25 protein-coding genes are annotated in these 25599 nt (G+C 68.6%); 6 read left to right on the forward strand and 19 right to left on the reverse strand.

Features of this window, described 5'->3' with window-relative positions; genetic code table 11:
- Positions 1–86 precede the first annotated feature (86 nt).
- Entirely contained in the window at positions 87–1073 is a 987-nt protein-coding gene (locus UCD39_RS23200) for an outer membrane protein assembly factor BamD (RefSeq protein WP_330498069.1), read from the reverse strand.
- A gap of 300 nt (positions 1074–1373) precedes the next feature.
- Between UCD39_RS23200 and UCD39_RS23205 the strand changes: the two genes are divergently transcribed.
- The 6 genes from UCD39_RS23205 to UCD39_RS23230 all read left to right on the forward strand — a co-directional run bounded on the left by UCD39_RS23205 (position 1374) and on the right by UCD39_RS23230 (position 3753).
- Entirely contained in the window at positions 1374–2291 is a 918-nt protein-coding gene (locus UCD39_RS23205) for a hypothetical protein (RefSeq protein WP_330498070.1), read from the forward strand.
- A 242-nt stretch (positions 2292–2533) separates the two neighbouring features.
- A complete protein-coding gene (locus tag UCD39_RS23210) occupies positions 2534–2671 on the forward strand; it encodes a hypothetical protein (protein WP_186455587.1) in 138 nt (45 codons plus the stop codon).
- A gap of 32 nt (positions 2672–2703) precedes the next feature.
- Entirely contained in the window at positions 2704–2850 is a 147-nt protein-coding gene (locus tag UCD39_RS23215) for a hypothetical protein (RefSeq protein ID WP_330498071.1), read from the forward strand.
- A gap of 67 nt (positions 2851–2917) precedes the next feature.
- Positions 2918–3058: a hypothetical protein gene (locus UCD39_RS23220; RefSeq protein WP_186455585.1), complete on the forward strand. Its 141-nt coding sequence runs from the start codon at positions 2918–2920 to the stop codon at positions 3056–3058.
- A 354-nt stretch (positions 3059–3412) separates the two neighbouring features.
- Complete coding sequence (locus UCD39_RS23225; RefSeq protein ID WP_330498072.1) at positions 3413–3550, forward strand: hypothetical protein; 138 nt, start codon at positions 3413–3415, stop codon at positions 3548–3550.
- A gap of 77 nt (positions 3551–3627) precedes the next feature.
- Positions 3628–3753, forward strand: coding sequence for a hypothetical protein (locus UCD39_RS23230; RefSeq protein ID WP_330498073.1), 126 nt, complete (start codon positions 3628–3630; stop codon positions 3751–3753).
- Between the two features lie 179 nt (positions 3754–3932).
- Here the strand turns inward: UCD39_RS23230 and lpxC are convergent, their stop codons facing one another.
- The 18 genes from lpxC to UCD39_RS23320 all read right to left on the reverse strand — a co-directional run bounded on the left by lpxC (position 3933) and on the right by UCD39_RS23320 (position 25013).
- Positions 3933–4889, reverse strand: a complete 957-nt coding sequence (gene lpxC, locus UCD39_RS23235; RefSeq protein ID WP_330498074.1) for a UDP-3-O-acyl-N-acetylglucosamine deacetylase — start codon at positions 4887–4889, stop codon at positions 3933–3935.
- Positions 4890–5384: 495 nt separating this feature from the next.
- Positions 5385–7142, reverse strand: coding sequence for a cell division protein FtsZ (gene ftsZ / locus UCD39_RS23240; RefSeq protein ID WP_330498075.1), 1758 nt, complete (start codon positions 7140–7142; stop codon positions 5385–5387).
- A 157-nt stretch (positions 7143–7299) separates the two neighbouring features.
- Positions 7300–8577 carry a cell division protein FtsA gene (gene ftsA, locus UCD39_RS23245; protein WP_145729628.1) on the reverse strand — a complete coding sequence of 426 codons (1278 nt, stop codon included), beginning with the start codon at positions 8575–8577 and terminating at the stop codon, positions 7300–7302.
- A 13-nt stretch (positions 8578–8590) separates the two neighbouring features.
- A complete protein-coding gene (locus UCD39_RS23250) occupies positions 8591–9553 on the reverse strand; it encodes a cell division protein FtsQ/DivIB (protein WP_330498076.1) in 963 nt (320 codons plus the stop codon).
- Positions 9541–10473: a D-alanine--D-alanine ligase gene (locus UCD39_RS23255; protein WP_330498077.1), complete on the reverse strand. Its 933-nt coding sequence runs from the start codon at positions 10471–10473 to the stop codon at positions 9541–9543. Before UCD39_RS23255 ends, UCD39_RS23250 begins: the two co-directional genes overlap by 13 nt.
- Positions 10474–10721: 248 nt before the next feature.
- Positions 10722–11696 carry a UDP-N-acetylmuramate dehydrogenase gene (gene murB, locus UCD39_RS23260; protein WP_442943696.1) on the reverse strand — a complete coding sequence of 325 codons (975 nt, stop codon included), beginning with the start codon at positions 11694–11696 and terminating at the stop codon, positions 10722–10724.
- Position 11697: 1 nt separating this feature from the next.
- Positions 11698–13143, reverse strand: a complete 1446-nt coding sequence (murC, locus tag UCD39_RS23265) for a UDP-N-acetylmuramate--L-alanine ligase (RefSeq protein WP_330498078.1) — start codon at positions 13141–13143, stop codon at positions 11698–11700.
- Between the two features lie 106 nt (positions 13144–13249).
- A complete protein-coding gene (gene murG, locus UCD39_RS23270) occupies positions 13250–14359 on the reverse strand; it encodes an undecaprenyldiphospho-muramoylpentapeptide beta-N-acetylglucosaminyltransferase (protein ID WP_330498079.1) in 1110 nt (369 codons plus the stop codon).
- Positions 14356–15480, reverse strand: a complete 1125-nt coding sequence (locus tag UCD39_RS23275; protein ID WP_330498080.1) for an FtsW/RodA/SpoVE family cell cycle protein — start codon at positions 15478–15480, stop codon at positions 14356–14358. Before UCD39_RS23275 ends, murG begins: the two co-directional genes overlap by 4 nt.
- Positions 15477–16904, reverse strand: coding sequence for a UDP-N-acetylmuramoyl-L-alanine--D-glutamate ligase (gene murD, locus UCD39_RS23280; RefSeq protein ID WP_330498081.1), 1428 nt, complete (start codon positions 16902–16904; stop codon positions 15477–15479). Before murD ends, UCD39_RS23275 begins: the two co-directional genes overlap by 4 nt.
- A gap of 6 nt (positions 16905–16910) precedes the next feature.
- Positions 16911–17993 (reverse strand): phospho-N-acetylmuramoyl-pentapeptide-transferase, encoded by a 1083-nt coding sequence (gene mraY / locus UCD39_RS23285; RefSeq protein WP_442943707.1) that lies wholly within the window; start codon positions 17991–17993, stop codon positions 16911–16913.
- Between the two features lie 13 nt (positions 17994–18006).
- Entirely contained in the window at positions 18007–18486 is a 480-nt protein-coding gene (locus tag UCD39_RS23290; RefSeq protein WP_330498083.1) for a glutamate ligase domain-containing protein, read from the reverse strand.
- 11 nt (positions 18487–18497) lie between these two features.
- Entirely contained in the window at positions 18498–19472 is a 975-nt protein-coding gene (locus tag UCD39_RS23295; RefSeq protein WP_330498084.1) for a UDP-N-acetylmuramoyl-tripeptide--D-alanyl-D-alanine ligase, read from the reverse strand.
- Entirely contained in the window at positions 19469–20965 is a 1497-nt protein-coding gene (locus UCD39_RS23300) for a UDP-N-acetylmuramoyl-L-alanyl-D-glutamate--2,6-diaminopimelate ligase (protein WP_330498085.1), read from the reverse strand. Before UCD39_RS23300 ends, UCD39_RS23295 begins: the two co-directional genes overlap by 4 nt.
- Before the next feature lie 104 nt (positions 20966–21069).
- Entirely contained in the window at positions 21070–22821 is a 1752-nt protein-coding gene (locus UCD39_RS23305) for a peptidoglycan D,D-transpeptidase FtsI family protein (RefSeq protein ID WP_330498086.1), read from the reverse strand.
- Positions 22818–23525 (reverse strand): cell division protein FtsL, encoded by a 708-nt coding sequence (ftsL, locus tag UCD39_RS23310; RefSeq protein ID WP_330498087.1) that lies wholly within the window; start codon positions 23523–23525, stop codon positions 22818–22820. The genes UCD39_RS23305 and ftsL overlap by 4 nt, the downstream gene beginning before the upstream one ends.
- Positions 23522–24523, reverse strand: coding sequence for a 16S rRNA (cytosine(1402)-N(4))-methyltransferase RsmH (gene rsmH, locus UCD39_RS23315; RefSeq protein ID WP_330498088.1), 1002 nt, complete (start codon positions 24521–24523; stop codon positions 23522–23524). The genes ftsL and rsmH overlap by 4 nt, the downstream gene beginning before the upstream one ends.
- Positions 24498–25013: a division/cell wall cluster transcriptional repressor MraZ gene (locus UCD39_RS23320; protein ID WP_330498089.1), complete on the reverse strand. Its 516-nt coding sequence runs from the start codon at positions 25011–25013 to the stop codon at positions 24498–24500. Before UCD39_RS23320 ends, rsmH begins: the two co-directional genes overlap by 26 nt.
- Positions 25014–25599: the final 586 nt, after the last annotated feature.

The following is a 25599-nucleotide window of genomic DNA, read 5'->3' on the forward strand; positions in this document are numbered from 1 at the left end:
GGACGATACTCCCCAGACGACAAGGGCCCCGGACCGGTCCGCGACCGATCCGGAGCCCCGCTGTCGGGATATGATTTTTCTAGGGCTTAATCGCCGAAAAGCCAACCCAAGAAGCCACGGCTCTTGCCTTCCTGGCGGGGCTTGTCGGCTTTCTCGTCCGCCGGCTTCTGGTCGGCGGGCTTGTCGGCCGCCGGGGCCGCTTGGTCCGCCGGCGTCGCGCCGGCCGCCGGGGCGGCGGCATCGGCAGGGGCCTTGGCGGTCAGGTTGACCGGGATGATCCGCGGCTTGGGCAGATCCTTCATCAGGTCGTAGGTGTTCTGGTACCAGTCGCTGCCCGGGTAGTTGTAACCCAGCACGGCGGCGGCCTTGCGCGCCTCATCCAGCATGCCCAGGGACAGGTAGACCTCCACCAGGCGGTGCAGGGCCTCCGGCACATGGCTGGTGCTCTGGTACTGGTCCACCACCTGGCGGAAGCGCTTCATGGCGGCCAGGTTCAGGCCCACGCTCTGGTAATAGCGGCCGATGTCCATTTCCTTACCCGCCAGATGGTCGCGGGTCAGGTCGATCTTCAGCTTGGCGTCGCGGGCGTAGGGGCTGTTGGGGAAGCGGCGGATCACCTCTTCCAGGGCCTTCAGCGACTGCACGGTCGGGGTCTGGTCGCGCCGCACGTCGGAGATCTGCTCATAATAGCAGAGGCCCTTCAGGTAATAGGCGTAGGCGACGTTGGGGTTGCCGGGGTGCAGGCTGATGAAGCGGTCCAGCGAGCCGATGGCCTCTTCATACTTGTTGGCCTGGTAATAGGCGTAGGCCGCCATCAGCTCGGCGCGCATGGCCCAGGTGGAGTAGGGGTGCTGCTGCTCCACGGCGCCGAACAGCAGGGCCGCCTTCTGGTATTCGCCCCGGTCGATGGCGTTGCCGGCTTCGGAATAGATTTGCTCCACCGGGCGCTCGATGTAGGGCGCCTCCTTCTCATCGCTGGAGCAGGCCGCGACCGCGAGCAGCGCCACGGGGGCGGCGAGCGGGATCAGGCGGCGGAGGCGACGGGGCGACAAGGCAATGCGAGGGAAGGACAAGGGCATCTTCTCGGAGCGGAATAGGCGGCGGGATGCGCGACGGCGTGTTATAGCACGGTCATCCCGCCCATCGCCAAGCGGCACATTGTCGGGCGAACAGCGAATTTTTTCAAAAAACCCGTCCGCTCGACAGGGCGGGATGCCGTTCCCCCACCCTACACGGGCGTATAGGGTTGGCTCTCGCGGGGCATTTTCGCCTCGACAGGCGCGTTCGATGGCGCTGGATGTGCGATACGTCAATCTCCACTTTACTATTTGGACGCTATCGTAAAACGCCTCCCAGGACAGCTTTCCATCGCCATGTTCGACAAGTCGGCCAAGCCCAACGTCACGGAATTCCGCTTCGCGCACCCGGCGTTGTGCCTGCCCAATTCCTTTTTCACGCTCAGCCACGGTGAGCCGGTGCTGCAGGTCGACTTGGGCGACGCCCGGGGCGCCATACCCTTGCGCCAAGTGTCGCAGATGTTCGCCATCGCGCCCGACAGCGGCGACGGCCAGTTGCTGGGCATGATCGCGCAGAGCCTGAAGTTCGTGCGCATCATCCATAATGGCGACCGCATCCCGTCGGAAATCCTGGACGGCAGCGCCAGTTGGTCCATTGAACCCCGCCACCGCGACATGGCTTTCCTCAAGATCGGCGGCTCCCTGTTGAAGGCCATCGCCGGCGCGCGCGACACCGCCACCCTGGATGAGAGCGAGGAAGCCAAGCGCCGCATGCGGGAGCAGGCGGCGGAGATCGCCGCTCTGGTCGGACTGGCGGTGGAGCGCAAGCAGGAGGTGGTGGACAGGGTGGAGGTGCTGGCCAATGAGCTGGCCTTCCTGGAAGCGCTGCGGGAGTACTTCAAGCCCGTGTTCGACATCGGCCGCAAGCTGCGCGAGATGCAGAAGCTGGCGCGCGGTGACCGGGAGCTGGACCATCAGCTGCGGCGCATCCAGTCCCTGCTGAAGGTGCCGGTGGATAAATACCGCGGCTGGTTCGATGAGGTGGAGGCCGGCACCGGCGAGGCTGTGGCCGCGCTGAAGCAGTTCGAGGGCACGGTGGCCATGCTGCGCCGTCACCGGGACAACCTGCACGCCGAAACCCTGGCCTGGGAGGACATTCCCCAGCGCTGGAAGTCCGTGGACCCGGCCAAGGACGAGGCGATGCTGGAGATCGGCCGCCTCTATCAATTCCTGGCCTCCCGCTATCTCGATACCAAGGTGTGGTTCGGCGCCTGAGCGGTGCCGATGTCCAGCGGTGGACGATGAAACTGTCCGTTTGCGGACAGTGGGCGATTCCGGACGCTGGAATGGTAGCCGTATTCGCCAAATGTGGCGAATGCGGCCATTTAGTGGCGACCACTCGTCAACGACCCATAAACCTTAAGCCGTGACCGACGGAAATCCGCGGGTTTCGGCGGTTGGCACACCCCTTGCTGATATGGGGTCATCCTCACCAACCGCCTCCGATGGAGAAAAAGATGTCGTCCTTCACCGCCGCGCCCCGCACCGCTTCCTTCCGCTTTTTCAAGTACTTGCCCAGCACCGACCTCATCGAGTCCGTCGCCATGCTGGCCGTGGCGCTGGTGATCAGCGTCAGCGTCAACGCGATGCTTTGATCCAGACAGCTTGACCGAAGGGAAACGCCATCATGACCATCCTGACCGCCACCCGTCGCGCCGCCGCCCGCCGTACTGTCGTCCCTGGCCTGATGAGTCGCCTGACCGGCCTGGTTGAAACCGCCGGCATGCTGGGCGTCGCCGCCGTCATCGCGCTGTGCATCAACGCCATGCTGTAAGCCTGACCGACCACCGTTCAACCGCCGCCCGACCCGCGGCCCGCCAGAAGAGAAGGGGATAGCCATTATGACCACCATCACGACCAGCCATACCGCCAGCCGCACCGCCACCCCCAACCTGATGAGCCGCATGACTGGTCTGGTTGAGGTCGCCGGCATGCTGGGTGTCGCCGCCATCATCGCGCTGTGCATCAACGCCATGCTGTGACACCGCTGAATAATCCGCGCGCCCTGCGGTGATGGGGCGCGCCGGCCGGGGTCCGGCGCAAACGAAAAGGCCTTCTTCCCTAATGCGGAAGAGGGCCTTTCGCTTTTGGGGGTGGGTGGTGGCGTCCGCCGGCGGACAGCGCGGGGTGTCCGTATACGGACAGTGTTCGTCACCGCACAGCGGGAAATATCTGGAATCGCCACTAAATCGTCATTAAGGCAAAAATCTGGCACTGCTGTGGTGGGGGTGCGGAGCGGCAGGGTCTAAACCCCAGGATTTCCGCCATTTCCATTGGTTGGCACACCCCTTGCTATTATGGGGACATCACCGACCAACGCACCGATGGAGACAGAAATGACCGCCTTCGCCGCTTCCAGCCGTACTGCTTCCTTCCGCTTTTTCAAGGGGTTGCCCGACATCGCCGTTGTCGAGGGCGTGGCCATGATGGCCGTGGCCCTGCTGATCGCCGCCAGCATCAACGCCATGCTGTAACCGCCGCCGGACCCGCCACTTCCTGCCAACCGACCATCGCCCGACCAGCGATCATCATTAAAAAGGGGACCAAGATCATGACCACCGCCACCGAAACCGCTGTCACCACCGGCTTCGCCACCCGCCTGTCTGCCATCGTTGAGGCCGCCGGCATGCTGTCCATCGCCGCCGTCATGGCCCTGTGCATCAATGCCATGCTGTGAGGGGCGCGCCGATCCAGACCTGGCGGCGGGGCAGTCCCGGCCGGAAACGGAAAAGGCCTTCTTCCCGGGATGGGGAAGAAGGCCTTTCGTTTGAGGCTCAGTTATTGGTGTTTGTTTGATTCTGGTGCTTGTTGGCCGGACGGAGAACGGCGTGGTTTCGCCTGATCCGTAATGACGGATCAGGCGGTGGCGGCCAGGCGCGGACGCTCCCAGGCCGGAACGAAGGCGGCATCCACCTCTTCGACGATCTCGTAAGCGGAGGCGTCGGCGAACAGGGCATGCAGCAACTTGTTGTTCAGGGCGTGGCCCGACCGGATGCCGGAGTAGTGACCGACGATGGCGTGACCCGCCATGTACAGGTCGCCCACGGCGTCCAGGATCTTGTGGCGCACGAACTCGTCATCGAAGCGCAGACCACCCTCATTCAGGATGCGGTCACCGTCGATGACGATGGCGTTGTCCATGGAACCGCCCCGCGCCAGGCCGGCACGGCGCAGCATGTCCACTTCCTGAAGGAAGCCGAAGGTGCGGGCCTCGGCCACCTCATCCTTGAAGCTTTCGGCTTCCAGCTGGACGAAACCTTCCTGGCGGCGCACGGCGGCGCTGGCGAAGTCGATCTCGAACGCGAAGCTGGAGCCCGAGGCGGGGGTCAGGGTGGCGACCTTCTCGCCCTCTACCACCGACACGGGGCGCAGCACGCGGATGACGCGGCGGGCGGCGTCCTGCTGGGTCACGCCGGCGCATTCGATCAGGAACACGAAGGGGGCGGCGCTGCCGTCCATGATGGGAACTTCGGCCCCGTCCAAGTCGATGACCAGGTTGTCGATGCCGCAGCCGCGCAGGGCCGACATGACATGCTCAACGGTGCCCACCGTCGCGCCGGTGGCGTTGGCCACCACCGTGCACAGGCGGGTGTCCACTACCGCGTCCCAGCGGGCCGGGACGGTGGCCTGGGCCTCCGTCGCGCCGCCGCGCAGCAGGTCCACCCGACGGAAGACGATGCCGGTGTTCACCGGCGCCGGGCGCATCGTCATGGCAACGGGCAGGCCGGAATGCAGGCCGACACCGGTGCAATTGATGGGGGCCTTCAGCGTCTGCTGGCGGGCGGCGATGATGGGTTCACGATCGGCGTACACGGTTCCAACTTCCTTATTCGGCCGTGATACGGATGGGCCGGGGCCTTTCCTGCATCACGCTCGCCCCAAGGTTTCATCCCTGGGGGCTTGGGTTCGGACGGGGAGGGACGGAGCGGGCGGTCCAACCGTGACTGCCTCAATCGCGACTGCGAGCCCTGTCATCCACGTCCGGCGACCGGTCCGGCTTGCGGTCTAATTTTCGACCGTGCCGCCTTGCCGCCTTGGACTTGACCCTCCGCCTTATGGCTTTCACCGCGTGTTGCGGTGCATCCAAAGCGGAACGTCACGCTGCCTAAGTAACAACGTAGGCGCCAGGCATCAAATCACTCTTTGTTACCGAATGTTACGCGGCGCTATGCGTATCTATTTGAGCACAAATGCAATTTCGCCTTCTTTTCGCCGCAAATGAAAAGGGCCGCTTCCCTGCGGAAGGCGGCCCTCGACATGATGCAATGCAGTGATGCCAGTCACACGACGGGCATCAATTCACCAGGGTCAGTTCGCCTGGCGACGCAGGAAAGCGGGGATGTCCAGCGAGCTGTCCTCACCCGGCGCGCGGCCCAGGCCCGGCTCCTGGTGGACGGCGGGGGCGGGTTGGCGGGGGGCCATCTGCGGGGCCGGGGCGTGCTGCTGCACCGGCTGCTGATGCTGGACCTGCGGGGCATGCTGCTGCGGCGCGTAATGCGCGGCGGGGGCCGGCTGACGCGGCATCGGCTGCGGGTGCTGGACCTGCGGGGCCGGAGCCGGCTCGTCGCCGCCAAAGCCGAACATGCGCTGGAAGATGCCCTTCTTGCGCGGCTCCGCCTGCGGCGGCGCGTAACGCTCTGGGTTGGGCGCACCCAGGCGCGGACCGGCATCGGCCGGACGCGGCGGGATGAAGCCGCCGGCGCTGCGCTCGCCACGCAGGGCACCCGGGGCCGGCGCGCGCATCGGCACCTCGGCACGGGGGGCGGGCTGCTCGGCCACCGGCTCCGGCGCCATCTCGGCGACCGGCGCCGGTGTCGTCTCAACCGGGCTGTAGGGCGACGGCGCGGACACGGCCACCTGCGGCGCCGGGGCGGCGGCCGCGACCGGGGCCGCGGCGGGCGTCGCGGCCGGCGCGGGGGCCGTGGCCGTGGGCGCCACCGGGGCCGGCGTCAGCGTGGAGTGATAGCTGGCCGTGGCGGGGCGCACCGGCGTGCTGACCGACGGCGTGGTCGCCGGGGCGGGGGCGCGGCGCACGGCGGTGGTGCTGACGACGGACAATTGCGGGGCGGCCGGCTGCTGGCGCGGCTGCTGGCCGGCCAGGGTCTCGATACCCGTGGCCACCACCGACACCCGCATCTTGCCATCCAACTGGGCGTCGAAGGTGGAGCCGAAGATGATGTTGGCGTCGGGGTCGACCTCGTCGCGGATGCGGTTGGCCGCCTCATCCACCTCGAACAGGGTCATGTCGTAGCCGCCGGTGATGTTGATCAGGACGCCGCGGGCACCCTTCATCGACACGTCGTCCAGCAGCGGGTTGCTGATGGCGGCCTCAGCGGCCTCCACGGCCCGGCGCTCGCCCGTGGCCTCGCCCGTGCCCATCATGGCCTTGCCCATCTCCGTCATCACGGTGCGGATGTCGGCGAAGTCCAGGTTGATCAGGCCGGGCATGACCATCAGATCGGTCACGCCGCGCACGCCGGAGTGCAGCACGTCGTCGGCCATCTTGAAGGCGTCGGCGAACGTGGTCTTCTCATTCGCCACCCGGAACAGGTTCTGGTTGGGAATGATGATCAGCGTGTCGACGTAGCCGGCCAGCTCATTGATGCCGGATTCGGCGATGCGCATGCGGTGCGCGCCTTCGAAGTGGAAGGGCTTGGTCACCACGCCCACGGTCAGGATGCCCTGTTCCCGCGCGGCGCGCGCGATCACCGGGGCGGCGCCCGTGCCCGTGCCACCGCCCATGCCGGCGGTGATGAAGCACATGTTGGTGCCTTCCAGGTAGGAGAGGATCTCCTCCAGCTGCTCCTCGGCGGCGGCCCGGCCCACGTCCGGGCGCGAGCCGGCGCCCAGGCCGCGGGTGATGGTGCTGCCCAGCTGCAGGCGCTTGGTCGCCTCGCTACCGGTCAACGCCTGCGCGTCGGTGTTGGCGACCACGAACTCCACCCCTTCCAGGTTGGAGCGGATCATGTTGTTGACGGCATTGCCGCCGGCGCCGCCGACACCGAACACGGTGATGCGCGGGCGGGTCAGCACTTCCACCGGCGGAATGGTGACTTTGATGGTCATGGCGTTGTCCCCTTTGCGGAGCGTCCGGAATACGGTGCGGTTAGGTCTTTGGCGTGTTTCGGTCTTCGACCGACGGATCGGGGGCCGGTACATCGGCCCGTCCTGGCGGACGGGCGCGATGGGGGCGGCCTGAATTTCTGAAGGGAAATGGCTGAGGTCATAGGTTGTCCCTCAGCCAGTTGCCCATGCGGCCCAGCCAGCCGGTGCCGGCGGGCTCCATCAAGGGGGCCAAGGCCGGGGCCTCGGCATGTTGTTGGACGGCGTAGGCCAGCAGGCCGGCGGCGGCGGAAAAGGCGGGACCGCCCACGGATTCCGCCAGGCCCCCGATGCGCAAGGGGCGGCCCAGCCGCACCTGCTTGTCCAGCACCTGCTGGGCCAGCTCGCGCATGCCGGGCAACTGGCTGGCGCCGCCGGTCAGCACCACGCGGCGGCCGGCCAGCTTGGCGAAGCCCGAGGCGTCCAGGCGGCCACGCACGAACTCGAACACCTCCTCCAGCCGGGGCTGGATGATGCCGACCAGCAGGGACTTCGGGACGTGGTGGGCCTGGGCCCGGTCCTCTTCCCCGATCTGGGGCACGTCGATGATCTCGCGCTCATCCGACGGGGCGGGCAGGGCGCTGCCGTACAGGGTCTTCAGCCGCTCCGCATGGGCCAGCGGCGTGGTCAGCCCGCGGGCGATGTCGCTGGTGACATGGCTGCCGCCGATGGGCACGCTGTCCGTCCACACCATCTTGCCGTCGAAGAAGACGGAGATGCTCGTGGTGCCGCCGCCCATGTCGATCAGGGTGACGCCCAGGTCCATCTCATCCTCCACCAGGCAGGACAGGCCTGCGGCGAAGGGGGACATGACGAAGCCTTCCACACCCAGGTGGCAGCGGCCGACGCAGGAGTTGAGGTTGCGCACCGGGCCGGCGGCCGCCGTCACCACATGCAGGCGCACGCCCAGCCTCTCCCCCACCATGCCGCGGGGATCGCGGATGCCGCTGGAGCCGTCCACCGTGTAGCCCACGGGGATGGAGTGGATCAGCTCCGCGTCGGCGGAGACGTTCAGGTTACGGGCATGGGCCAGGGCGCGGCGCAGGTCGTGGTCGGTGATCTCGGAACCGGAGATGCCCGTTTCCACCGTCAGGGTCTGGCTTTCCGGCTGGCCGCCGGACAGGCCCACCAGCACTTCACGGATCTGTTCGCCGGCCATGGTCTCGGCGGCATGGACGGCCGTGCCGATGGCGGTTTCGGCCGCCTCCATATCCACGATGGCGCCGGCGCGCACGCCGCGCGACACCTGGTGGCCGATGCCGACCACGCGGATGGCCCCGGGCTCTTCCACCCGGGCGATGAAGCACACGACCTTGCTGCTGCCCACGTCGAGCGCCGCGATGGTGCCGCCGCGCGCCACGCGCTTAGGCTTGGACCGGCCGGTTACGGTGAATGCCATGGTCTGGTCCGCCTCAGTTCTTCTTCGCCGCCGCCTGGGCGGCCGCCTGGCGCTTCTTGTCCGCTGCCTTCGCCGCCGCTTTGGCCGCGATCGCGGCGGGTGACGCCTGGACAACAAGCCGGTCCGGCACGCGCAGGTCGATGGCGACCGCATCGCGTTCCAAAATCTTATCCGATGCTTCAAGGGCGGCCAGCTGATGGATGGCCGCGTCGTAATTCAATTCCGGCAGGCGCACTTCCATCCCACCCTTGAGGTGCAGGTCCCAGCGCCGGGCGCCCACCAGCACGGCGGCGTCGACGCGGGACTGGATGGCGGGCTCGGACGCCAGTGCCGCCAGCAGGGCACGGCCCTGCTTGGGGGCACCCTCGCCCACCAGGATGGGCAGGTTGGGGAAGTGGTCCAGGTTGTGGTCGGTCAGCACCGTGCCCTCGGCGTCCACCAGGGCCAGCTTCTGGTCATGCTGCCAGATGGCCATGGGCTGGCGCTCCGTCAGCACGACGAACAGGGTGTCGGGCAGGCGCCGCTCGATACGGGCGCTGGCGATCCAGGGGATCTGCTCCAGCTGCTTGCGCGCCGCGTGCGGATCGAAGCCCAGGATGGGCGAGCCGCGCTGGACCCCCAGCGCCGCCAGGACCTGAGCGCCGTCGGTTTCCTTGCGGCCCTTGACCAGCACTTCCTGCACCTGCAGGCCGCCCCGGGCGGTGATGTCCAGGAAGGCGGCGTCCACGGCGTTGCCGGCAGCGGTCAGCTTGCCGCTGGCCCAGCCCCAAAGCGCAAGGCCGCCGACCAAGGCCAGCGGCACGATGATGGTGGCCCGGCGGCCCAGGAACTGCTGCCAGCGCGGAACGGCGCGGCGGCGGTTGGCGGCCTGGGCGGCCTTCTGCGTCGTCCGCCGCGTCTCGTACGCGATGCGGCTGCGCGGGGTGTCGCCCTCGGGGAACAGCCCGGGGCTGGAGGGATGCGTCACCCGTGGCATGCCGCGTGCTCCACAATCCAGCCGCACAGGTCGGCGTAGCTGAGGCCAACGTAAGCCGCCTGTTCCGGCAGCAGCGACAGGGGCGTGAAGCCCGGCTGGGTGTTGGTTTCCAGGAAGCAGAGGCCGGTGACGCCGGGCTTGCCGTCGTCCCAGCGGAAGTCGCTGCGGCTGACGCCGCTGCAGCCCAGGGTCTGGTGCGCCAGCAGGGCCAGGCGCTTGGCCTCCTCCGCCACCTCGGCCGGGATCTGGGCCGGGCAGACATGGACGGCGTGGCCCTCGGTGTACTTGGCCGTGTAGTCGAAGAACTCGGTGCTGGCCACGATCTCGGTCACGGTCAGGGCGCGGTCGCCCACCACGCCCACGGTCAGCTCCCGACCGGGGATGAACTTCTCCACCATCACGGTGTCGCCGTAGACCCAATGCTCCGCCTCGACGGCCGGCCCGTTGTGGCCGGCATGGACGATGCGCACGCCGACGCTGGAGCCTTCGTCCACCGGCTTGATGACGTAGGGCGGTTCCATGACGTGGCCGGCCAGCACCGCCTCGCGGGTGGCGATGACGTCCTCGGCGATGGGCATGCCCACGGTGCCCAGCACCCGCTTGGTCATGGCCTTGTCCATGGCGACGGCGGAGGCCATGACGCCGGAATGGGTGTAGGGCACGCCGAGATATTCCAGGACGCCCTGGATCAAGCCGTCCTCGCCGCCACGCCCGTGCAGGGCGTTGAAAACGACGTCCGGCTTGGGCGTCAGGGCTGCCAGCAGGCCGGCCAGATCGCGCTGCACGTCCACGGCGCGCACGACATATCCCTTGGATTCCAAGGCGGTGACGATGGACGCGCCGCTGACAAGCGACACCTCGCGCTCGGCAGACCACCCGCCCATCAGGACGGTGACATGCTTAGGCTGGTGACCACTCATCAAACGGCTCCCTATCGGCTGAGGCGGTTCAGCCAGGCGACACAATCCCTAGAGGATAGCCCACCTTTGCAGAACCGCTGGGAAACGCAACATTTTGTGAGTTTCTTGGCGCCTCTTTTTGAAAACCGCTAGCTATAGCGTTGAAATGTCCAGGCCGCTGCAACCGGGGTATAACTACCCGTAGTCTTTCCCTATGTCCTCTGGATGGGTCGAAAATCGACTCGGGCTCCAGAGGTTGCTGCACCCGCTCAGGACTGATTCGCAGGCGTGTCACACGTGTCCAAGGGCACCCCGATGCGGCGGATTTCCCAGCGCAAGGTGATGCCCGAGGTTTCCAGGACGCGGCGGCGCACTTCCTCGCCCAGGGCCTCGATATCGGCCGCGGTGGCGTCGCCCAGGTTCAGCATGAAATTGGCGTGCTTTTCCGACATCTGGGCGCCGCCCACCACCAGGCCACGGCAGCCGGCCTTGTCCACCAGGGCCCAGGCCTTCTCCCCTGGCGGGTTGGCGAAGGTGGAGCCGCCGGTACGGGCGCGCACGGGCTGGCTGGCTGCGCGCGCGGCCGCGATCTCGTCCATGCGGGCCTGGATGGCGGCCTTGTCGCCGGCCGTCCCGCGCAGGGTGGCGGCGGTGAAGATCACCTCCTCCGGCACGCCGCAGTGGCGGTAGGTCAGGTGCAGGTCGTCGCGGCTGTAGACGTGACGGCGGCCCTGGCGGTCGATGCCCACGGCGCTTTCGATCACGTCCACCGTTTCCCCGCCATAGGCGCCACCGTTCATGCGGATGGCGCCGCCGATGGTGCCGGGGATGCCGGACAGGAACTCCAGCCCCGACAGGCCGGCGGCCTGGGCCGTCTGCGCCACGGTCAGGTCCAGGGCGCCGGCGCCGGCGCGGACCCGGTCACCCTCGACGGAAACCTGGGCGAAGCTGCCGCCCAGGCGGACGACCACGCCCCGCACGCCGCCGTCGCGGACCAGCAGGTTGCTGGCGACACCGATGACGGTGAACGGCACGTCGGCGGGGCAGGCGGCCAGGAACTGGGCCAGGTCGTCCTCGTCCGCCGGGCGGAACAGCACGTCGGCCGGGCCGCCCACGCGGAACCAGGTCAAGGGGCCCAGGGGGGCATCGGGCGTCAGGCGGCCGCGCACGGCTGGCAGGCGGCGCAGCAGGGCGGTGCCCCGGCTGATCTCTCCTTCATCCATCGTGCGCCGTTCCGCCATCATGTCAGCCCTGGCTCCCCCCGTGATGCGAACCGGGAATGGCCGTGCCGAACAGCCGGTCCAACTCCGCCGGCAGGGCGTTGGCCCAGCTGGTGATGTTGCCGGCACCCAGGCAGACCACCAGGTCGCCCGGCCGTGCCATATCGCGGATCATGGACGGCAGCGCCTCGGGCGAGGGCAGGGGCAGGGCGTGGCGATGGCCGTGGGTGCGCAGGCCGTCGACCAGCGCCTCCTTGGCGACGCCGGGGATGGGCGTCTCACCCGCGGCATAGACATCGGCGACGATGACGGCGTCGGCATCGTTGAAGCAGGTGCAGAACTCCTCGAACAGGCTCTGCAGGCGGGTGTAGCGGTGGGGCTGGACCACGGCGATGGTGCGGCCGGTGCCGGCGGTGCGGGCGGCGCTCAGCACCGCGGCGATCTCCACCGGGTGGTGGCCGTAATCGTCGATGACGACGATGCCGTTGCTCTCCCCCGTCTTGGTGAAGCGGCGCTTCACACCGCTGAACTTGGCCAGGCTCTGGCGGATGCTGTCGTCGCGGATGCCCATGTTGAGGGCGACGGCGATGGCGGCCAGGGAGTTCTGCACGTTGTGCAGGCCGTACATGGGCAGGTGCAGGCCGGTGATGGTCCGCTCCTCCCCCGCCACGCGGTCGGAAACGACGACGTCGTAGAAGGCACCCTGCACCGTGGTCTGCAGGTTGGTGGCCCGCAGGTCGGCCTGGGGGTTGAAGCCGTAGGTCACAATGCGGCGGTCCACCCGGCTGATCAGGGCTTGCACCTCGGGATGGTCGATGCACAGCGCCGCGAAGCCGTAGAACGGGATGTTCTGCACGAACTGGTCGAACGCCTCGCGCGCCTTGTCGAAGGTGCCGTAGAAGTCCAGGTGCTCGGGATCGATGTTGGTGACCACGGCGATGGTGGACGGCAGCTTGGTGAAGGTGCCGTCGCTTTCATCCGCCTCGACCACCATCCAGTCGCCGGAGCCTAGCTTGGCGTTGGTGCCGAGGGCGTTGATGATGCCGCCGTTGATGATGGTGGGGTCGAAGCCGGCGCCGTCCAGCAGGGCCGACACCAGCGAGGTGGTGGTGGTCTTGCCGTGGGTGCCGGCGATGGCCACCGACCACTTCAGGCGCATCAGCTCCGCCAGCATCTCGGCGCGCCGCACCACGGGGATCAGCGCCGCGCGGGCGGCCATGACCTCGGGGTTGTCGCGCTTCACGGCGGAGGAGATGCAGACGACGGCGGCGTCGCCCAAATTCTCCGCCCGCTGGCCGATGGACACGGGAATGCCCAGGTCGCGCAGGCGCTTGACGTTGTAATTATCGGCCAGGTCGCTGCCCTGGACGGAATAGCCCAGATTGTGCAGCACCTCGGCGATGCCGGACATGCCGATGCCGCCGATGCCCACGAAATGAATGGTGCCGATGGACAGGGGCATCGCCCTCATTGGCCGTCTCCGCTGCGATAGGGGGATTGCGCCCGGGCCGGCCCCGGGGCGGCGGGACCATAGGCGAACGGCGCCACGGGTGGGAAGCCTGTCTTACGAGGGGGGCTCATGCGGCGGCCCTCCGGCTCTGTGCCGTGTCCAACACGGCGTCGGCCAGGCGCTCGGCCGCGTCCGGGATGGCGAAGGACCGGGCGCCGGCCGCCGCCAGGGCCAGTGGCGCCGGGTCGTCCAGGAAAGCGGCCAGGCGGTCGGCCAGCGCTTCCGCCGTGAACTGGGCATGGGGCATCAGCCAGGCGCCGCCAGCCTCCACCAGGGCCTTGGCGTTGGCGGTCTGGTGGTCATCCATGGCCTGGGGGTAGGGCACCAGGATGGCGGGGCGGCCGGCGACGGCCAATTCCGCCACCGTTCCGGCACCGGAACGACAGATGGCCAGGTGGCAGGCATCCAGCCGGCCGGCCATATCGCGGAAGAAGGGGGCCAGCTCGACGTCCACGCCCAGGCCGGCGTACCCCTCCCGCGCCTGCTCCATCGTCTCCGGCCGGGCCTGCTGCTTGATGCTCAGGCGCAGGCGATGCTCCGGCGACAGGCGGGCGGCGGCGGCGGGCAGGATGGTGCTGAAGACGGAGGCGCCCTGGCTGCCCCCGGTCACCAGGATGGACAGGGTGCTGGTGGGGGCGGTGTAGGGGCGGCCGGCCAGGTCCAGGATGGCGGGGCGCACGGGGTTGCCGGTGCGCACGGTTGCCACATGGCGCGGCAGGCCGCTGACCTGGGGGAAGGAGGTGGCGATCAGCCGGGCGCCGCCGGCCAGCAGCTTGTTGGCCCGGCCCATCACGGCGTTCTGCTCATGCAGCACGACCGGCAGGCCCAGGCGCTGGGCCGCGAACACCGTGGGGACGGAGGGATAGCCGCCGAAGCCCACCACCACGGCGGGCTTCAGGGTCTTCAGGATGCGGCGGGCCTGCATCGTGCCGGCCAGCAGCGACAGGGCGGTGCGCGCCTTGGATGCCAGGCCACGGCCGGGCGTGCCGGCGCTCACCCGGTGGACGGGGATGTCCGCCAGCCCCTCGCCAAAGGCGTGGCCGCGCGTGTCGGTCACCAGCACCACGGCATGGCCCCGGGCGCGCAGGGCCCTGGCCAGCGCCTCCGCCGGGAACAGGTGGCCGCCGGTGCCGCCGGCCGCCAGGACGATCGGGCCTGTGGGGGGCTGCTGGGTCATGGCAAGTCCCCCTGGCCGAAGCGCTTGCGGGTCAGGGCCAGCAGCATGCCGACGCCGATGCCCAGCGCGATGAGGGAGGAGCCGCCATAGCTGATGAAGGGCAGGGTCATGCCCTTGGTCGGCATCATGTGCAGGCTGGAGGCCATGTTGATGCAGGCCTGCAGGCCGAACTGCATGGCCAGGCCGGCGGCGCCCAGCATGACGAACAGGCTCTGCTCGCTATACGCCCGGGCGAAGCTGCGCATCACCACCACGCCGAACAGCAGCACGATGAACAGGCACCACAGCATGCCCAGTTCCTCCCCCGCCACGGCGAAGATGAAGTCGGCATGGGCGTCGGGGATGGTCATCTTGACGGTGCCCTGGCCGGGGCCGGTGCCCCACAGGCCGCCATGCTGGAAGGCGTCCAGGGCGCGCTGGACTTGGTAGTTGTCGCCGGCGGCGGGATCCAGGAAGCGGTTCACGCGGCTCTGCACATGCGGGAACAGGAAGTAGGCGCCGACCAGGCCGGACAGGCCGCAGACCACCAGCACCGCCACCAGCAGGATGGGCAGGCCAGCGATGAAGAACTGGCCGAACCATACGGCGCTGACCACGAAGGTCATGCCCAGGTCCGGCTGCATCAGCAGCAGGGCCACGATCATCAGGTAGAAGAGGATGCAGACGCCGAAATAGACCACGTTATTGGTGTGCCGGGCCTGGGCGAACAGCCAGGCGGCCACCACGGCGAAGGCGGGCTTGATGAATTCCGACGGCTGGACCGACAGGCCCGGCAGATGGATCCAGCGCGTGGCCCCCTTGATCTGCACGCCCGACACCAGGGTCAGGGCCACCCCCGCCAGCGACAGCAGGAACAGGATCATGGCCATGCGCCGCACCCCCTTGGGTGACAGCAGCGACACGCCCACCATGACGATCAGGGTGGGGATCAGCATCATGACGTGATGCTGGATGAAGTGGAAGTTATCCAGGCCGATGCGCTCCGCCACCGGCGGGCTGGCGGCCTGGATCAGCACCACGCCAATGGTGGCGATGAGGAAGACGGTGGCCAGGGTCCAGCGGTCGACGGTCCACCACCAGCGGCCGATGACGGATTGGTCGGTACGCGACAGCGTGATCATGACGCCCCGTCCTTTCCGGTTTCCAGTTGGCGCACGATGCGGACGAAGGCGTCGCCGCGCACCTCGAAATTGGGATACTGGTCGAAGCTGGCGCAGGCGGGTGACAGCAGCACCGTGCCGCCGCCGGCCTGTTTCGCCAGGGCGTAGGCGGCCGGCACGGCCTGGTCCAGCGTGCCGTAGCGGCCATAGCTGACCTTGCCCTCCAGCCAAGGGGCGAATTCCTCCGTCGCCTCGCCGATCAGCAAGGCGTGGCGCACCCGGCCCATGAAGGGTTCCAGGCCGCTGAGCCCGCCCTCCTTGGCCTTGCCGCCGACGATCCAGTACATGTCCTCGTAGCAGCCCAGGGCCTTGGACGCCGCGTCGGCGTTGGTGGCCTTGCTGTCGTTGACGAAGCGGATGCCGTCGAGGGTGGCGATGGTCTGCTGGCGATGCACCAGGCCGGGGAAGGTGCGCATCGCCTCGGCGATCACCTCCGGCGGCACGCCCACGGCGCGGGTGGCGGCATAGGCGGCGCAGGCGTTCTGCCAGTTATGGCGGCCGGGCAGGGCCGCGCACTGGCGCAGGTCGACCACGGCTAGAGCTTGGCCTTCGGTGTCATCCACCAGCACGCCATCGGCGGCGTGAACGCCGCCCGGCACCCCGCGTTCCGATGAGATGCGGATGATCCGGCGACTGCCCTCGGCTTCTAGGCTGTCAGCCATGGCGGCGGTGTTGGGCTCATCCACGCCCAGGATGGCGACGGCCGGGGGCTTGGACGGATCGCGGGCGCCCGGCTGGAAGATCAGGCGCTTGGCGGCGATGTAGCCGTCCATGCCGCCGTGGCGGTCCAAATGGTCGGGCGTGATGTTCAGCAGGACGGCGGCGTCGAAGCCCAGGGACGGCGTCAGTTCCAGCTGATAGCTGGACATCTCCAGCACATAGACGTCGCCCTTGGGATTATTGGGGGCACCGAGTGCGGGGAAGGTCAGGACGGGGATGCCCAGGTTGCCGCCCACGGCCAGGGTGCGGCCGGCATGGGCCAGGATATGGCCGGTCAGGGCGGTGGTGGTGGACTTGCCGTTGGTGCCGGTGATGCCGACGTAGGCGGCGTCCGGCTGGGCCAGGCGCAGCAGCTCCACATCGCCGATGATGGGCACGCCGGCCGCCTTGGCCCGCGCCGCCACCGGGTGTGGTGCCGGGAAGGTGTGGGGAATGCCGGGCGACAGCACCAGGGCCGCGACACCCGAAAGATCTGCCTCATGCAGGTTGGTCAGGGGGATGCCGGCGGCCTCCGCCGCCTTCTGGCCTCCGGCGCCGTCGTCCCAGGCCAGGACCTCCGCCCCGCTGGCGGCCAGCACGCGCGCTGCCGCCAAACCGGAGCGCGCCAAGCCCATCACCGCCACGCGGCGGCCTTTGAAAGTGGGGAGGAGGATGGGCTGGGACATGGGGGCTTAACGCAGCTTCAGGGTGGACAGGCCGGCCAGGGCCAGGATGACGGCGATGATCCAGAACCGGATGACGACGGTGGGCTCCGACCAGCCCTTTTTCTCGAAATGGTGATGCAGCGGCGCCATGCGGAACACCCGCTTGCCCGTCAGCTTGAAGCTGGCGACCTGCACGATGACCGACACCGTCTCCAGCACGAACAGCCCGCCGATGATGGCCAGCACCAGCTCATGCTTGGTGATGACGGCGACGGTGCCCAAGGCACCACCCATGGCCAGCGACCCCGTGTCGCCCATGAACACCATGGCTGGCGGCGCGTTGAACCACAGGAAGCCCAGGCCGGCGCCCACCAGGGCGCCACAGAACACCGCCAGCTCACCCGTGCCGGGCACGTGGTGGATCTGCAGGTAGTTGGCGAACACGGCGTTGCCCGACAGATAGGCGATCAGACCGAAGCTGGCGGCGGCGATCATGATGGGCACGATGGCCAGGCCGTCCAGGCCGTCCGTCAGGTTCACGGAATGGCTGGACCCCACGATGACGAACACCGCCCAGGGCCCGAACAGGAAGCCCAGGGGGACCAGCACATCCTTCAGGAACGGCACGGCCAGGCTGGTGTCCAGCGGGCTCTGCGCCACATGCAGGTACCAGGCGGTGGCCACACCGGAAACCGCGATCATGGCCACCATCTTGCCCCGCCCGGACAGGCCCTTGGTGTTGCGCTTGGTCAGCTTCAGGAAGTCGTCGCCAAAGCCCACCAGGCCGAAGCCCACGGTCACCAGCAGCACGATCCAGGTATAGGCGTTGGTCACGTCCACCCACAGCACGGTGGAGATCAGGACCGAGATCATGATCATCAGGCCGCCCATGGTGGGCGTGCCCTTTTTCTTCAGGTGCGTCTCCGGCCCGTCGGTGCGGATGGGCTGTCCCGCGCCCTGCATCGACTTCAGCCAGCGGATGACCCCCGGGCCGATCAGGAAACTGATGATCAGCGCCGTCAGCATGGCCCCGCCCGTCCGGAACGTGATGTACCGGAACAGATTGAAAAGCTGGAAGTCGTCGGCCAGCGGGAACAGCAAATTGAACAACATGGGACGGGTCTTAGCTCCCGGAGACGGCGGGTGAGGGGGGCGGAGGCGGAGTATCCAGGGCTTTCAGGGCGTCGACCACCAGCGCCATGCGGCTGCCGGCGGACCCCTTGACCATGACGATGTCGCCGGCGCGCACGGCGGCCCCGACCAGGGGGGCCAGCTCGGCGCTGCTGTCGGCGTGGGCGCCCCGGCGGTCGGCCGGCAGGCGGTTGAACAGGTGGCGCATGAGGGGGCCGCAGGTGAAGACCAGCCGCACGTCGGCGCTGACCAGGGGCTCGGCCAGGCCGGCGTGCAGGGCGGGGGCATCGGTGCCCAGCTCCAGCATGTCGCCCAGCACCGCGATGCGCCGGCCGCCCGGGCCCGGCTGGGCCTGGCCCAGCACGGATGCCGAGGCCGCCACCGACACGGGGCTGGCGTTGTAGCTTTCGTCGATCAGGGTCAGGCTGCCGCCGCCATGAGGCGTGGTGGGCAGCGGCACGGTCTGGCGCACACCCCGGCCCTTCACCGGGGCCAGGGTGGCCAGGGCCTGGGCGGCGACGGTGACGTCCCCCCCGCCGCGGCCACGGCCAGCAGCACCGCCAGGCTGTTCAGCGCCTGGTGGCGACCGGGCACGGCCAAGGTATAGCGGATGACCTCGCCTTGGATTTCGGCGGTCACGTCGCTGCCGGTCGGGCCCAGATCCAGGTCGATCAGGCGGGCGTCGGCCCCGGCGGTGGCGCCGAAGCTCAGCACCTGGCCCACGCCCTGGGTGCGGGCGGCGGCCAGCAGGCGGGCGTATTGCGGGTTGTCCCGGTTCAGGATGGCCGTGCCCTGGCGCGACATGCCCTCGAAAATCTCGGCCTTGGCGTCGGCGATGCCTTCGATGGAGTCGAAGAACTCCAGGTGCACCGCCTCGACCGTGGTGATGATGGCGATGTCCGGCCGCGCCATGCGCGACAGCGGGCCGATCTCCCCCGCATGGTTCATGCCCATCTCGAACACGCCATAGCGCGCATCGGACGGCAGGCAGGCCAGCGACAGGGGCACGCCCAGATGGTTGTTCAGGTTGCCTTCGGTGGCGAAGGCGGGCCCCAGCGCGCCGAGCGCGGTGCGCAGGAACTCCTTGGCGCTGGTCTTGCCGACTGACCCGGTGACCGCGATGATCTTGGCGGTGGCGTTCAGCCGGGCCACCCGCGCCAAATCCTCCAGCGCCGCCTGGGTATCATCCACCAGCAGCAGCGGGGCGTCCGCCGGCACCCCCTCCGGCACATGGCTTACCAGGCAGGCGGCGGCACCGCGTTGCAAGGCGACCGCGACGAAGGCGTGGCCGTCGAAGTTGGGGCCCTTCAGCGCCACGAACAGGTCGCCGGGCTTCAGGGTGCGGGTGTTGATGGACACGCCGGTCGCGGCCCAATCGGCGCCCAGCGCGCGCCCGTTGGCGGCGGCGGCGGCATCGGCCGCCGTCCACAGTACTTTGCTGGCGGGGGGCGGGGTCATGCCTGCCCTCCCTGGGGTGTTCCGCCCGTGAGGCCCAGCACACCACGGGCGACGGCGGCGTCGTCGAACGGACGCACTTCCTTGCCCACGATCTGGCCCTGTTCATGGCCCTTGCCGGCGATGACCAGCACGTCGCCAGCCTTCAGCTCGCCGATGGCCAGCGCGATGGCGGCGGCGCGGTCGTCCACCTCGGTGGCGCTCGGGCACCCGGCCAGCACCTCCGCCCGGATGGCGCCGGGGATTTCCGTGCGCGGGTTGTCGTCGGTGACGATGACGCGGTCGGCCAGGCGGGCGGCGATGGCGCCCATCATGGGGCGCTTCCCCCGGTCGCGGTCGCCGCCGCAGCCGAAGACGACGGACAGGCGTCCCTCGGCATGCGGACGCAGGCTGTTCAGCACCGTCTCCAGCCCGTCGGGCGTGTGGGCGTAATCGACATAGACGGCGGCGCCGTTGTCCAGCGTTGCCACCAGTTCCAGCCGGCCGCGCACGCCGTCCAGCTGTGACAGCAGGCCGGCGGCGGCCTGGGGTTCGGCACCGCTGCCGATCACCATGCCCAGCGCGCACAGGGCGTTCCACACCTGGAAGCGGCCGACCAGCGGCAGGACGATGTCGTGGCGGGTGCCCATGACTTCCAGGGTCAGGGCCTGGCCCTGGGGCAGGGGGCGCAGGGCGGTCACCGCCAGCTCGCGGCCCCGCTCGCCAAAGCCGATCAGGGTCTGCTTGCGGGCGCGCGTCAGGTCGGCCAGGGCCTGGAATTCGGGAATGTCGGCGTTGACCACGGCCGTGGCGCCGCGCGGCATCACCCGGTCGAACAGCATGGCCTTGGCCTTGAAGTAGGCCTCCATGGTGCCATGATAATCCAGGTGGTCACGGGTCAGGTTCGTGAAGCCGCCCACGGTGACCAGCACGCCGTCCAGGCGGAACTGGTCCAGGCCGTGGCTGCTGGCCTCCATGGCCAGGTGGGTGATGCCGCCCTCGGCGAGGCGCGACAGCGTGCTGTGCAGGGCCACCGGGTCGGGCGTGGTCAGGCTGTCCTCGCGCGGGAAGCCGGGGGCGATGAGGCCCAGGGTGCCCATGGCGCCGGCCTGGTGCCCCTGCAGGGACCACAGCTGGCGGGTGAACTGCGCGGTGGAGGTCTTGCCGTTGGTGCCGGTGACGGCGGCGATGGTGGCGGGCTGGCGCTTGTAGAAGGCCGCCGCCAGCAGGGCGAAGCGCCGCCGGGGGTTGGCATCCTCGATCAGGCTGACGGGATGAGGCAGGTTTTCAGGCAGCGTGGTGCCCTTGGGCGCCAGCACGGCCACGGCGCCGGCGGCCACCGCCTGGGGTATGAAGTCCCGCCCGTCGCGGGCACTGCCCGGCATGGCGGCGAACAGCATGCCCGGCTTGACGGCGCGGCTGTCCGCGGTCAGGCCGGTGATCTCGGGGTCCCGTTCCAGGGCCAGCGCCGATACGGCGATTTCGGTGCGCGATGCCATCAGATCGGTCAGACGCAAGGGTCCCTCTCACACGTGATGCCGGGGCGGGTTGATAGCGCGCTCCCCGGCATCGGTCGACCCCCACCTTACGGTGCCCTGTCGTCGGGTTTCAGGGGGGCTGGTTAATTGATGGCCATGGCCTGCAACACCTCGGGATCGTTGCGGACCACCGGCTTGACCCCCAGCAGGGGGGCGGCCTGCCAGACGATGCGCTGGACGGCGGGAGCCGCGACCCAGCCAGCGGTGGCGAAACCGAAGCTCTTCTTGTTGCCATGCGGCTCGTCCACCATGACGAACACCACATAACGGGGATCGGTCATGGGGAAGGCGCCGGCGAAGGAGGTGCGCAGCGACTTGTGGGCGTAGCCCTTGCCGCTGACCTTTTCCGCGGTGCCCGTCTTGCCGCCCACCAGATAATCCAGGGTGTCCGGCGCCTTCAAGTCGCCGGTGCCGAAGGCCGTCTTGCCCGTGCCCTCGGTCACCACCAGGCGCATCAGCTTGCGCAGGATGGCCGAGGTCTGGGGCGAGATCACGCGCGTCTCGGGGATCTCCGCGTTGGGATCGCGCTTCAGCAGGGTGGCGGGGCGCATGATGCCGCCGTCCACGACCGCGCCCACGGCGGACACCATCTGGATGGGGCTGACGGACAGGCCATGGCCGAACGCCACGGTCAGCAGCGTCGTCTGGCGCCACGGGTTGGGCACCAGCGGGGCGCCCACCTCGGGGATTTCCAGGGACGGGGCCTTCAGCATGCCGAAGCGCCCCATGTAGTCGCGCTGGACGTCGATGCCGAACTTCTCCGCCATCTTGGCGGAACCGATGTTGGACGACTTGCGGAAGATGTCGACCACATCCATCCAGTAGTTCACCGGCTCGTCGTCATGGATGGTGAAGCGGCCGATCTTTAGCGGGTGGTTGGTCTCGAACGTCTCGTGCAGCTTCACCGATCCCGTTTCCAGCGCGATCGCTGTGTTCAGGATCTTGAAGACCGAGCCCATCTCGTAGACGCCCAGGGTGGCGCGATTGAACTTCGAATCGTCATGCATCTCCCCCGGGTTCTGGGGGTCGAAGTCGGGCAGGCTGACCATGGACAGGATTTCGCCCGTCTTGATGTCCATGATCAGGCCGGCGCCGCCGATGGCGTTGAAGTCCTGGATGGACTGCGTGATCTCCTTGCGCATGATGTGCTGCAGGCGCACGTCGATGGACAGGCGCAGCGGCTCCGAATTCTCGCGAAGGCGCTTGTCGAACGACTGCTCGATGCCCATCAGGCCGTTGTTGTCTATGCCGGTCAGGCCGATCAGGTGGGCGGTCAGGCTGCCCTGCGGATAGATGCGGTGCTCCTCCTGCTGGAAGAACACGCCGGGGATGCCCAGCTTGTTGACCTCGAACTCCTGACGCGGTGTCAGGTTGCGCTTGATCCAGACGAAGCGCTTGTCGCCCTTCAGGTCCTTCAGCACCTGGCGATAATCAAGGTCCGGCAGGGTGGCCACCAGCTTGCGCGCGGCCTCCTCCGCGTCGATCACCAGCTTGGGATCGGCGTAGGCCGACGCGGTGGCCAGCGAGGTCGCCAGCAGCACGCCGTTGCGGTCGGTGATCTCCGCCCGGGTGACGGGCAGGGGCCGGGCGGTGGTGTTCTCGGCCACCGGCGGCTCCGCCTCGCGGCTGAACACCATGGTGTCGGCCAGGCGCACGCCGATGGCGCCCAGCACCAGCGCGAACAGGGCGGCCGTCACCAGCAGGCGCGACCGCCCCTGTTCCAGAGCGTGGCTGGTGGGGTTGTTCAGGCGGACCCTGCCTTCCGGTCGCGGGGCCTGGATACGCTCCATGCCCGCGATGTCGAAGCCGGTCAGGGAAAAGGGCGCGTCGCTCATCGTGCCGCCCCCAATTTGGCGCTCAGCGTCTGCTCCGCCATCACCATGGGCTGGGCCTTGGACTTGGCGGCGGCGAGGGTCACCTTGCCGTCCCGGCCGGCCTTGTCGGCGGCGTCCAGGCTGGCCATCAGCGCGCCGATGCTGTCCATGCGCTCAGGGCGGGTGGGCTGCTTGGGCGCCGTGGCCGCCGGCTTGGGGGCGGCCACGGCCTTCACCGGGGCGGTCTGCACGTCCGGCGCCTTCAGCGCCACGACCTGCGCCTTGGGCTGGGCCAGCGGCACGCGGGCGGGGGCCTGGGCGGCGGCCATCTGCACCGCTGGCGCCGCGCTGGCGACGTAGGTGGACTCGGGCGCGGGGACCGGCTTGACCGTGGGCTGGTCGGCCGGGGCCGGGCCCGCCGACGGCGGCGTGACCGGCGCGGGCGCCTCGGGCTTCACCGGGACGGCGGCCATGGCCACCATCTGCTCGGCCTTGGTGGGGCGCAGCGTCAAGTGTTCGGTCGCCAGCCGTTCCAGCCGGGTGGGATCGTTCAGGTAGGCCCATTCGGCCCGCAGCACCTGGATGGACTGCTGTTCCTGAGCGATCTGCCGGTTCAGCGAGGCCAGGTGCTCCTGCTCCTCCTGCACGCGGTAGCTGGTGTGGTAGAGGATGCCGCTGGCGACGGTGGCGAGGCACAGCCAGACGAGCGTGGACTTGCCTATCATGCTGCTTCTCCCATGGGCCAAGCGGGGGCGTTGGTGCGTTCGGCGGCGCGCAACCGAGCGGATCGGGCGCGCGGATTGTGGCGAAGTTCCGGCTCGCCAGGGGTGACCCCGCTGCGGCCCAGAAGCTGGAAGGTGGGGGCGGGGCCGCTGTGCGCGGCCGGCATGTGGCGCGAGGGCGCGCCCTCCGACCCGCTGCGCTGGCGCAGGAAGTCCTTGACCCGGCGGTCTTCCAGGGAATGGAAGGAAACGACGGCCAGGCGGCCACCCGGCGCCAGCACCCGCTCGGCGCCGGCCAGGCCGCGGTCCAGCTCGCCCAGTTCATCATTCACATGCAGGCGCAGGGCCTGGAAGCTGCGGGTGGCGGGGTCGATGCCGTCCTTTTTCGACCGGGGAACGACGCCGCGGATGATGTCCGCCAGCTGTGCCGTCGTCTCGATTCGCGCGGTCGCACGGGCCGCCACGATGGCGCGGGCCACGCGGCGGGACAGGCGTTCCTCTCCCAGGCGCCAAAGGATGGTGGCGATGTCGGCCTCGTCGTAATCGTTGACCACGTCGGCGGCGGTGGGGCCGCTCAGGCTCATGCGCATGTCCAGCGGGCCGTCGAACCGGAAGGAGAAGCCGCGCGAGGGATCATCGATCTGGGGGGAGGAGACGCCGATGTCCAGCGCCACGCCATCCACCGGGCCGATGCCGTGGGCGGGCAACAGCTCCGCCATGTCGCCGAACTGGCCCTCGATGATGCGCAGGCGGCCGGGGAAGCGGGCCAGCAGGGGCTCCGCCCGCTTGATGGCGGCGGGGTCGCGGTCGATGCCCACCACCTGGCAGTCCGCCGCCTCCAGGATGGCGCGGGTGTAGCCGCCGGCGCCGAAGGTGCCGTCGACATAGACGCCGCCGTCGCGCACGGCCAGCGCCGTCAGCACCTCCGCCAGCAGGACGGGGATGTGGACCTGAGTGCCCCCAGCTTGGGCGCCCTCAACCTGGGTAACGGTCGCGGTCATTGCGCCCCCCACCATTGGACCCGGCCGCCAGCACGGAGTTGGTGCGGGCCAGGATGGTGGACAGCGAGATGTTCTGGGCGCGGCTGCGGTCGCGGCTGGCGGCCTCGTGGGCGGACAGCGCCTCGGGGTCCCAGATCTGGAAGGTGTGGCGGCGGCCGACGAAGGCGGCCCCCTCGGTGATGCCGGCGAACGCCAGGAAGTTTTCCGGCAGGACGATACGGCCCTCCGGGTCGAGGGCCAGGCGGACGGATCCGCCGAACACCGTCGTCTCGATCAGGTCGCGCATGTCATCGGGCATGTTGGGGTTGTCCAGCGCCTCTGACAGGCGATCCATATAGTCGACGCTGCACGCATCGATGGCGTTAGCCTGCAGCGACCGGAAGACGATCAACTCCGTCTGTCCACCAAGGACGCCGCGGAAGGAAGACGGGACTGAAACCCGACCCTTCTTGTCGACCTTGTTCACATATGTGGACAGGAACAAGCCCATCGATCCCCGCGTCTCCTGCGCCTCCGCGCCCCATCCGATCCGGCACCAGGCCCGCCTTCAGAATGCGCCGCACCTCCGGGTAAGACCGGACAGGCATGCGCGCCCTGTTTTTGGGTCCATATGGGGTACCATGGGAAGTTATGGGCGTCAATGGGAGGAGGGGGCTGAATGCTTGTCCACACTGTGCTTTTCCACAGTTGTGGATAAGGTTCTTCTTGGTTGCGACCTTAAATCGAATGGGTAGGTGCGCTTGCCCCATATTCCTGGGTTTCCGCCGAATTTAATAGGTGGCGGCCAAGCGACACCTATCCTGTGGATAAAGGTCTGGCCGATGCCACTGTTAATGAAAAGGGCGTGAAATCTTTTGGATATGCCATCCTGGTTATTCGGTGGCCGCATTTAAGGCCAAGTAGTCGTCAGCCTTAAGTCACCCACCAAATATGGTAAGGGAAAGGTGATAGGCCCCCGATATGTAGGCCGCTAGGGTGGCTGGCAGGGATTTTCCCATCATTCGCCCATGAATTCCCATGACGGGCCCATGCCGAGCCGTCCCGCCCGTGCCTTCCCAAGGCGCGCCCTCAGGCAC

Origin of the sequence: Nitrospirillum karajorum, assembly GCF_036348415.1 — a bacterium.
GTDB classification, from domain to species: domain Bacteria; phylum Pseudomonadota; class Alphaproteobacteria; order Azospirillales; family Azospirillaceae; genus Nitrospirillum; species Nitrospirillum amazonense_B.

Coding starts and splice junctions, on each gene's coding strand:
- UCD39_RS23205 (WP_330498070.1), top strand. CDS start 1,374: ATGTTCGACAAGTCGGCCAAGCCCAACGTCACGGAATTCCGCTTCGCG.
- UCD39_RS23210 (WP_186455587.1), top strand. CDS start 2,534: ATGTCGTCCTTCACCGCCGCGCCCCGCACCGCTTCCTTCCGCTTTTTC.
- UCD39_RS23215 (WP_330498071.1), top strand. CDS start 2,704: ATGACCATCCTGACCGCCACCCGTCGCGCCGCCGCCCGCCGTACTGTC.
- UCD39_RS23220 (WP_186455585.1), top strand. CDS start 2,918: ATGACCACCATCACGACCAGCCATACCGCCAGCCGCACCGCCACCCCC.
- UCD39_RS23225 (WP_330498072.1), top strand. CDS start 3,413: ATGACCGCCTTCGCCGCTTCCAGCCGTACTGCTTCCTTCCGCTTTTTC.
- UCD39_RS23230 (WP_330498073.1), top strand. CDS start 3,628: ATGACCACCGCCACCGAAACCGCTGTCACCACCGGCTTCGCCACCCGC.
- ftsZ (WP_330498075.1), bottom strand. CDS start 7,142: ATGACCATCAAAGTCACCATTCCGCCGGTGGAAGTGCTGACCCGCCCG.
- ftsA (WP_145729628.1), bottom strand. CDS start 8,577: ATGGCATTCACCGTAACCGGCCGGTCCAAGCCTAAGCGCGTGGCGCGC.
- UCD39_RS23250 (WP_330498076.1), bottom strand. CDS start 9,553: ATGCCACGGGTGACGCATCCCTCCAGCCCCGGGCTGTTCCCCGAGGGC.
- UCD39_RS23255 (WP_330498077.1), bottom strand. CDS start 10,473: ATGAGTGGTCACCAGCCTAAGCATGTCACCGTCCTGATGGGCGGGTGG.
- murB (WP_442943696.1), bottom strand. CDS start 11,696: ATGATGGCGGAACGGCGCACGATGGATGAAGGAGAGATCAGCCGGGGC.
- murC (WP_330498078.1), bottom strand. CDS start 13,143: ATGAGGGCGATGCCCCTGTCCATCGGCACCATTCATTTCGTGGGCATC.
- murG (WP_330498079.1), bottom strand. CDS start 14,359: ATGACCCAGCAGCCCCCCACAGGCCCGATCGTCCTGGCGGCCGGCGGC.
- UCD39_RS23275 (WP_330498080.1), bottom strand. CDS start 15,480: ATGATCACGCTGTCGCGTACCGACCAATCCGTCATCGGCCGCTGGTGG.
- murD (WP_330498081.1), bottom strand. CDS start 16,904: ATGTCCCAGCCCATCCTCCTCCCCACTTTCAAAGGCCGCCGCGTGGCG.
- UCD39_RS23295 (WP_330498084.1), bottom strand. CDS start 19,472: ATGACCCCGCCCCCCGCCAGCAAAGTACTGTGGACGGCGGCCGATGCC.
- UCD39_RS23305 (WP_330498086.1), bottom strand. CDS start 22,821: ATGAGCGACGCGCCCTTTTCCCTGACCGGCTTCGACATCGCGGGCATG.
- ftsL (WP_330498087.1), bottom strand. CDS start 23,525: ATGATAGGCAAGTCCACGCTCGTCTGGCTGTGCCTCGCCACCGTCGCC.
- rsmH (WP_330498088.1), bottom strand. CDS start 24,523: ATGACCGCGACCGTTACCCAGGTTGAGGGCGCCCAAGCTGGGGGCACT.
- UCD39_RS23320 (WP_330498089.1), bottom strand. CDS start 25,013: ATGGGCTTGTTCCTGTCCACATATGTGAACAAGGTCGACAAGAAGGGT.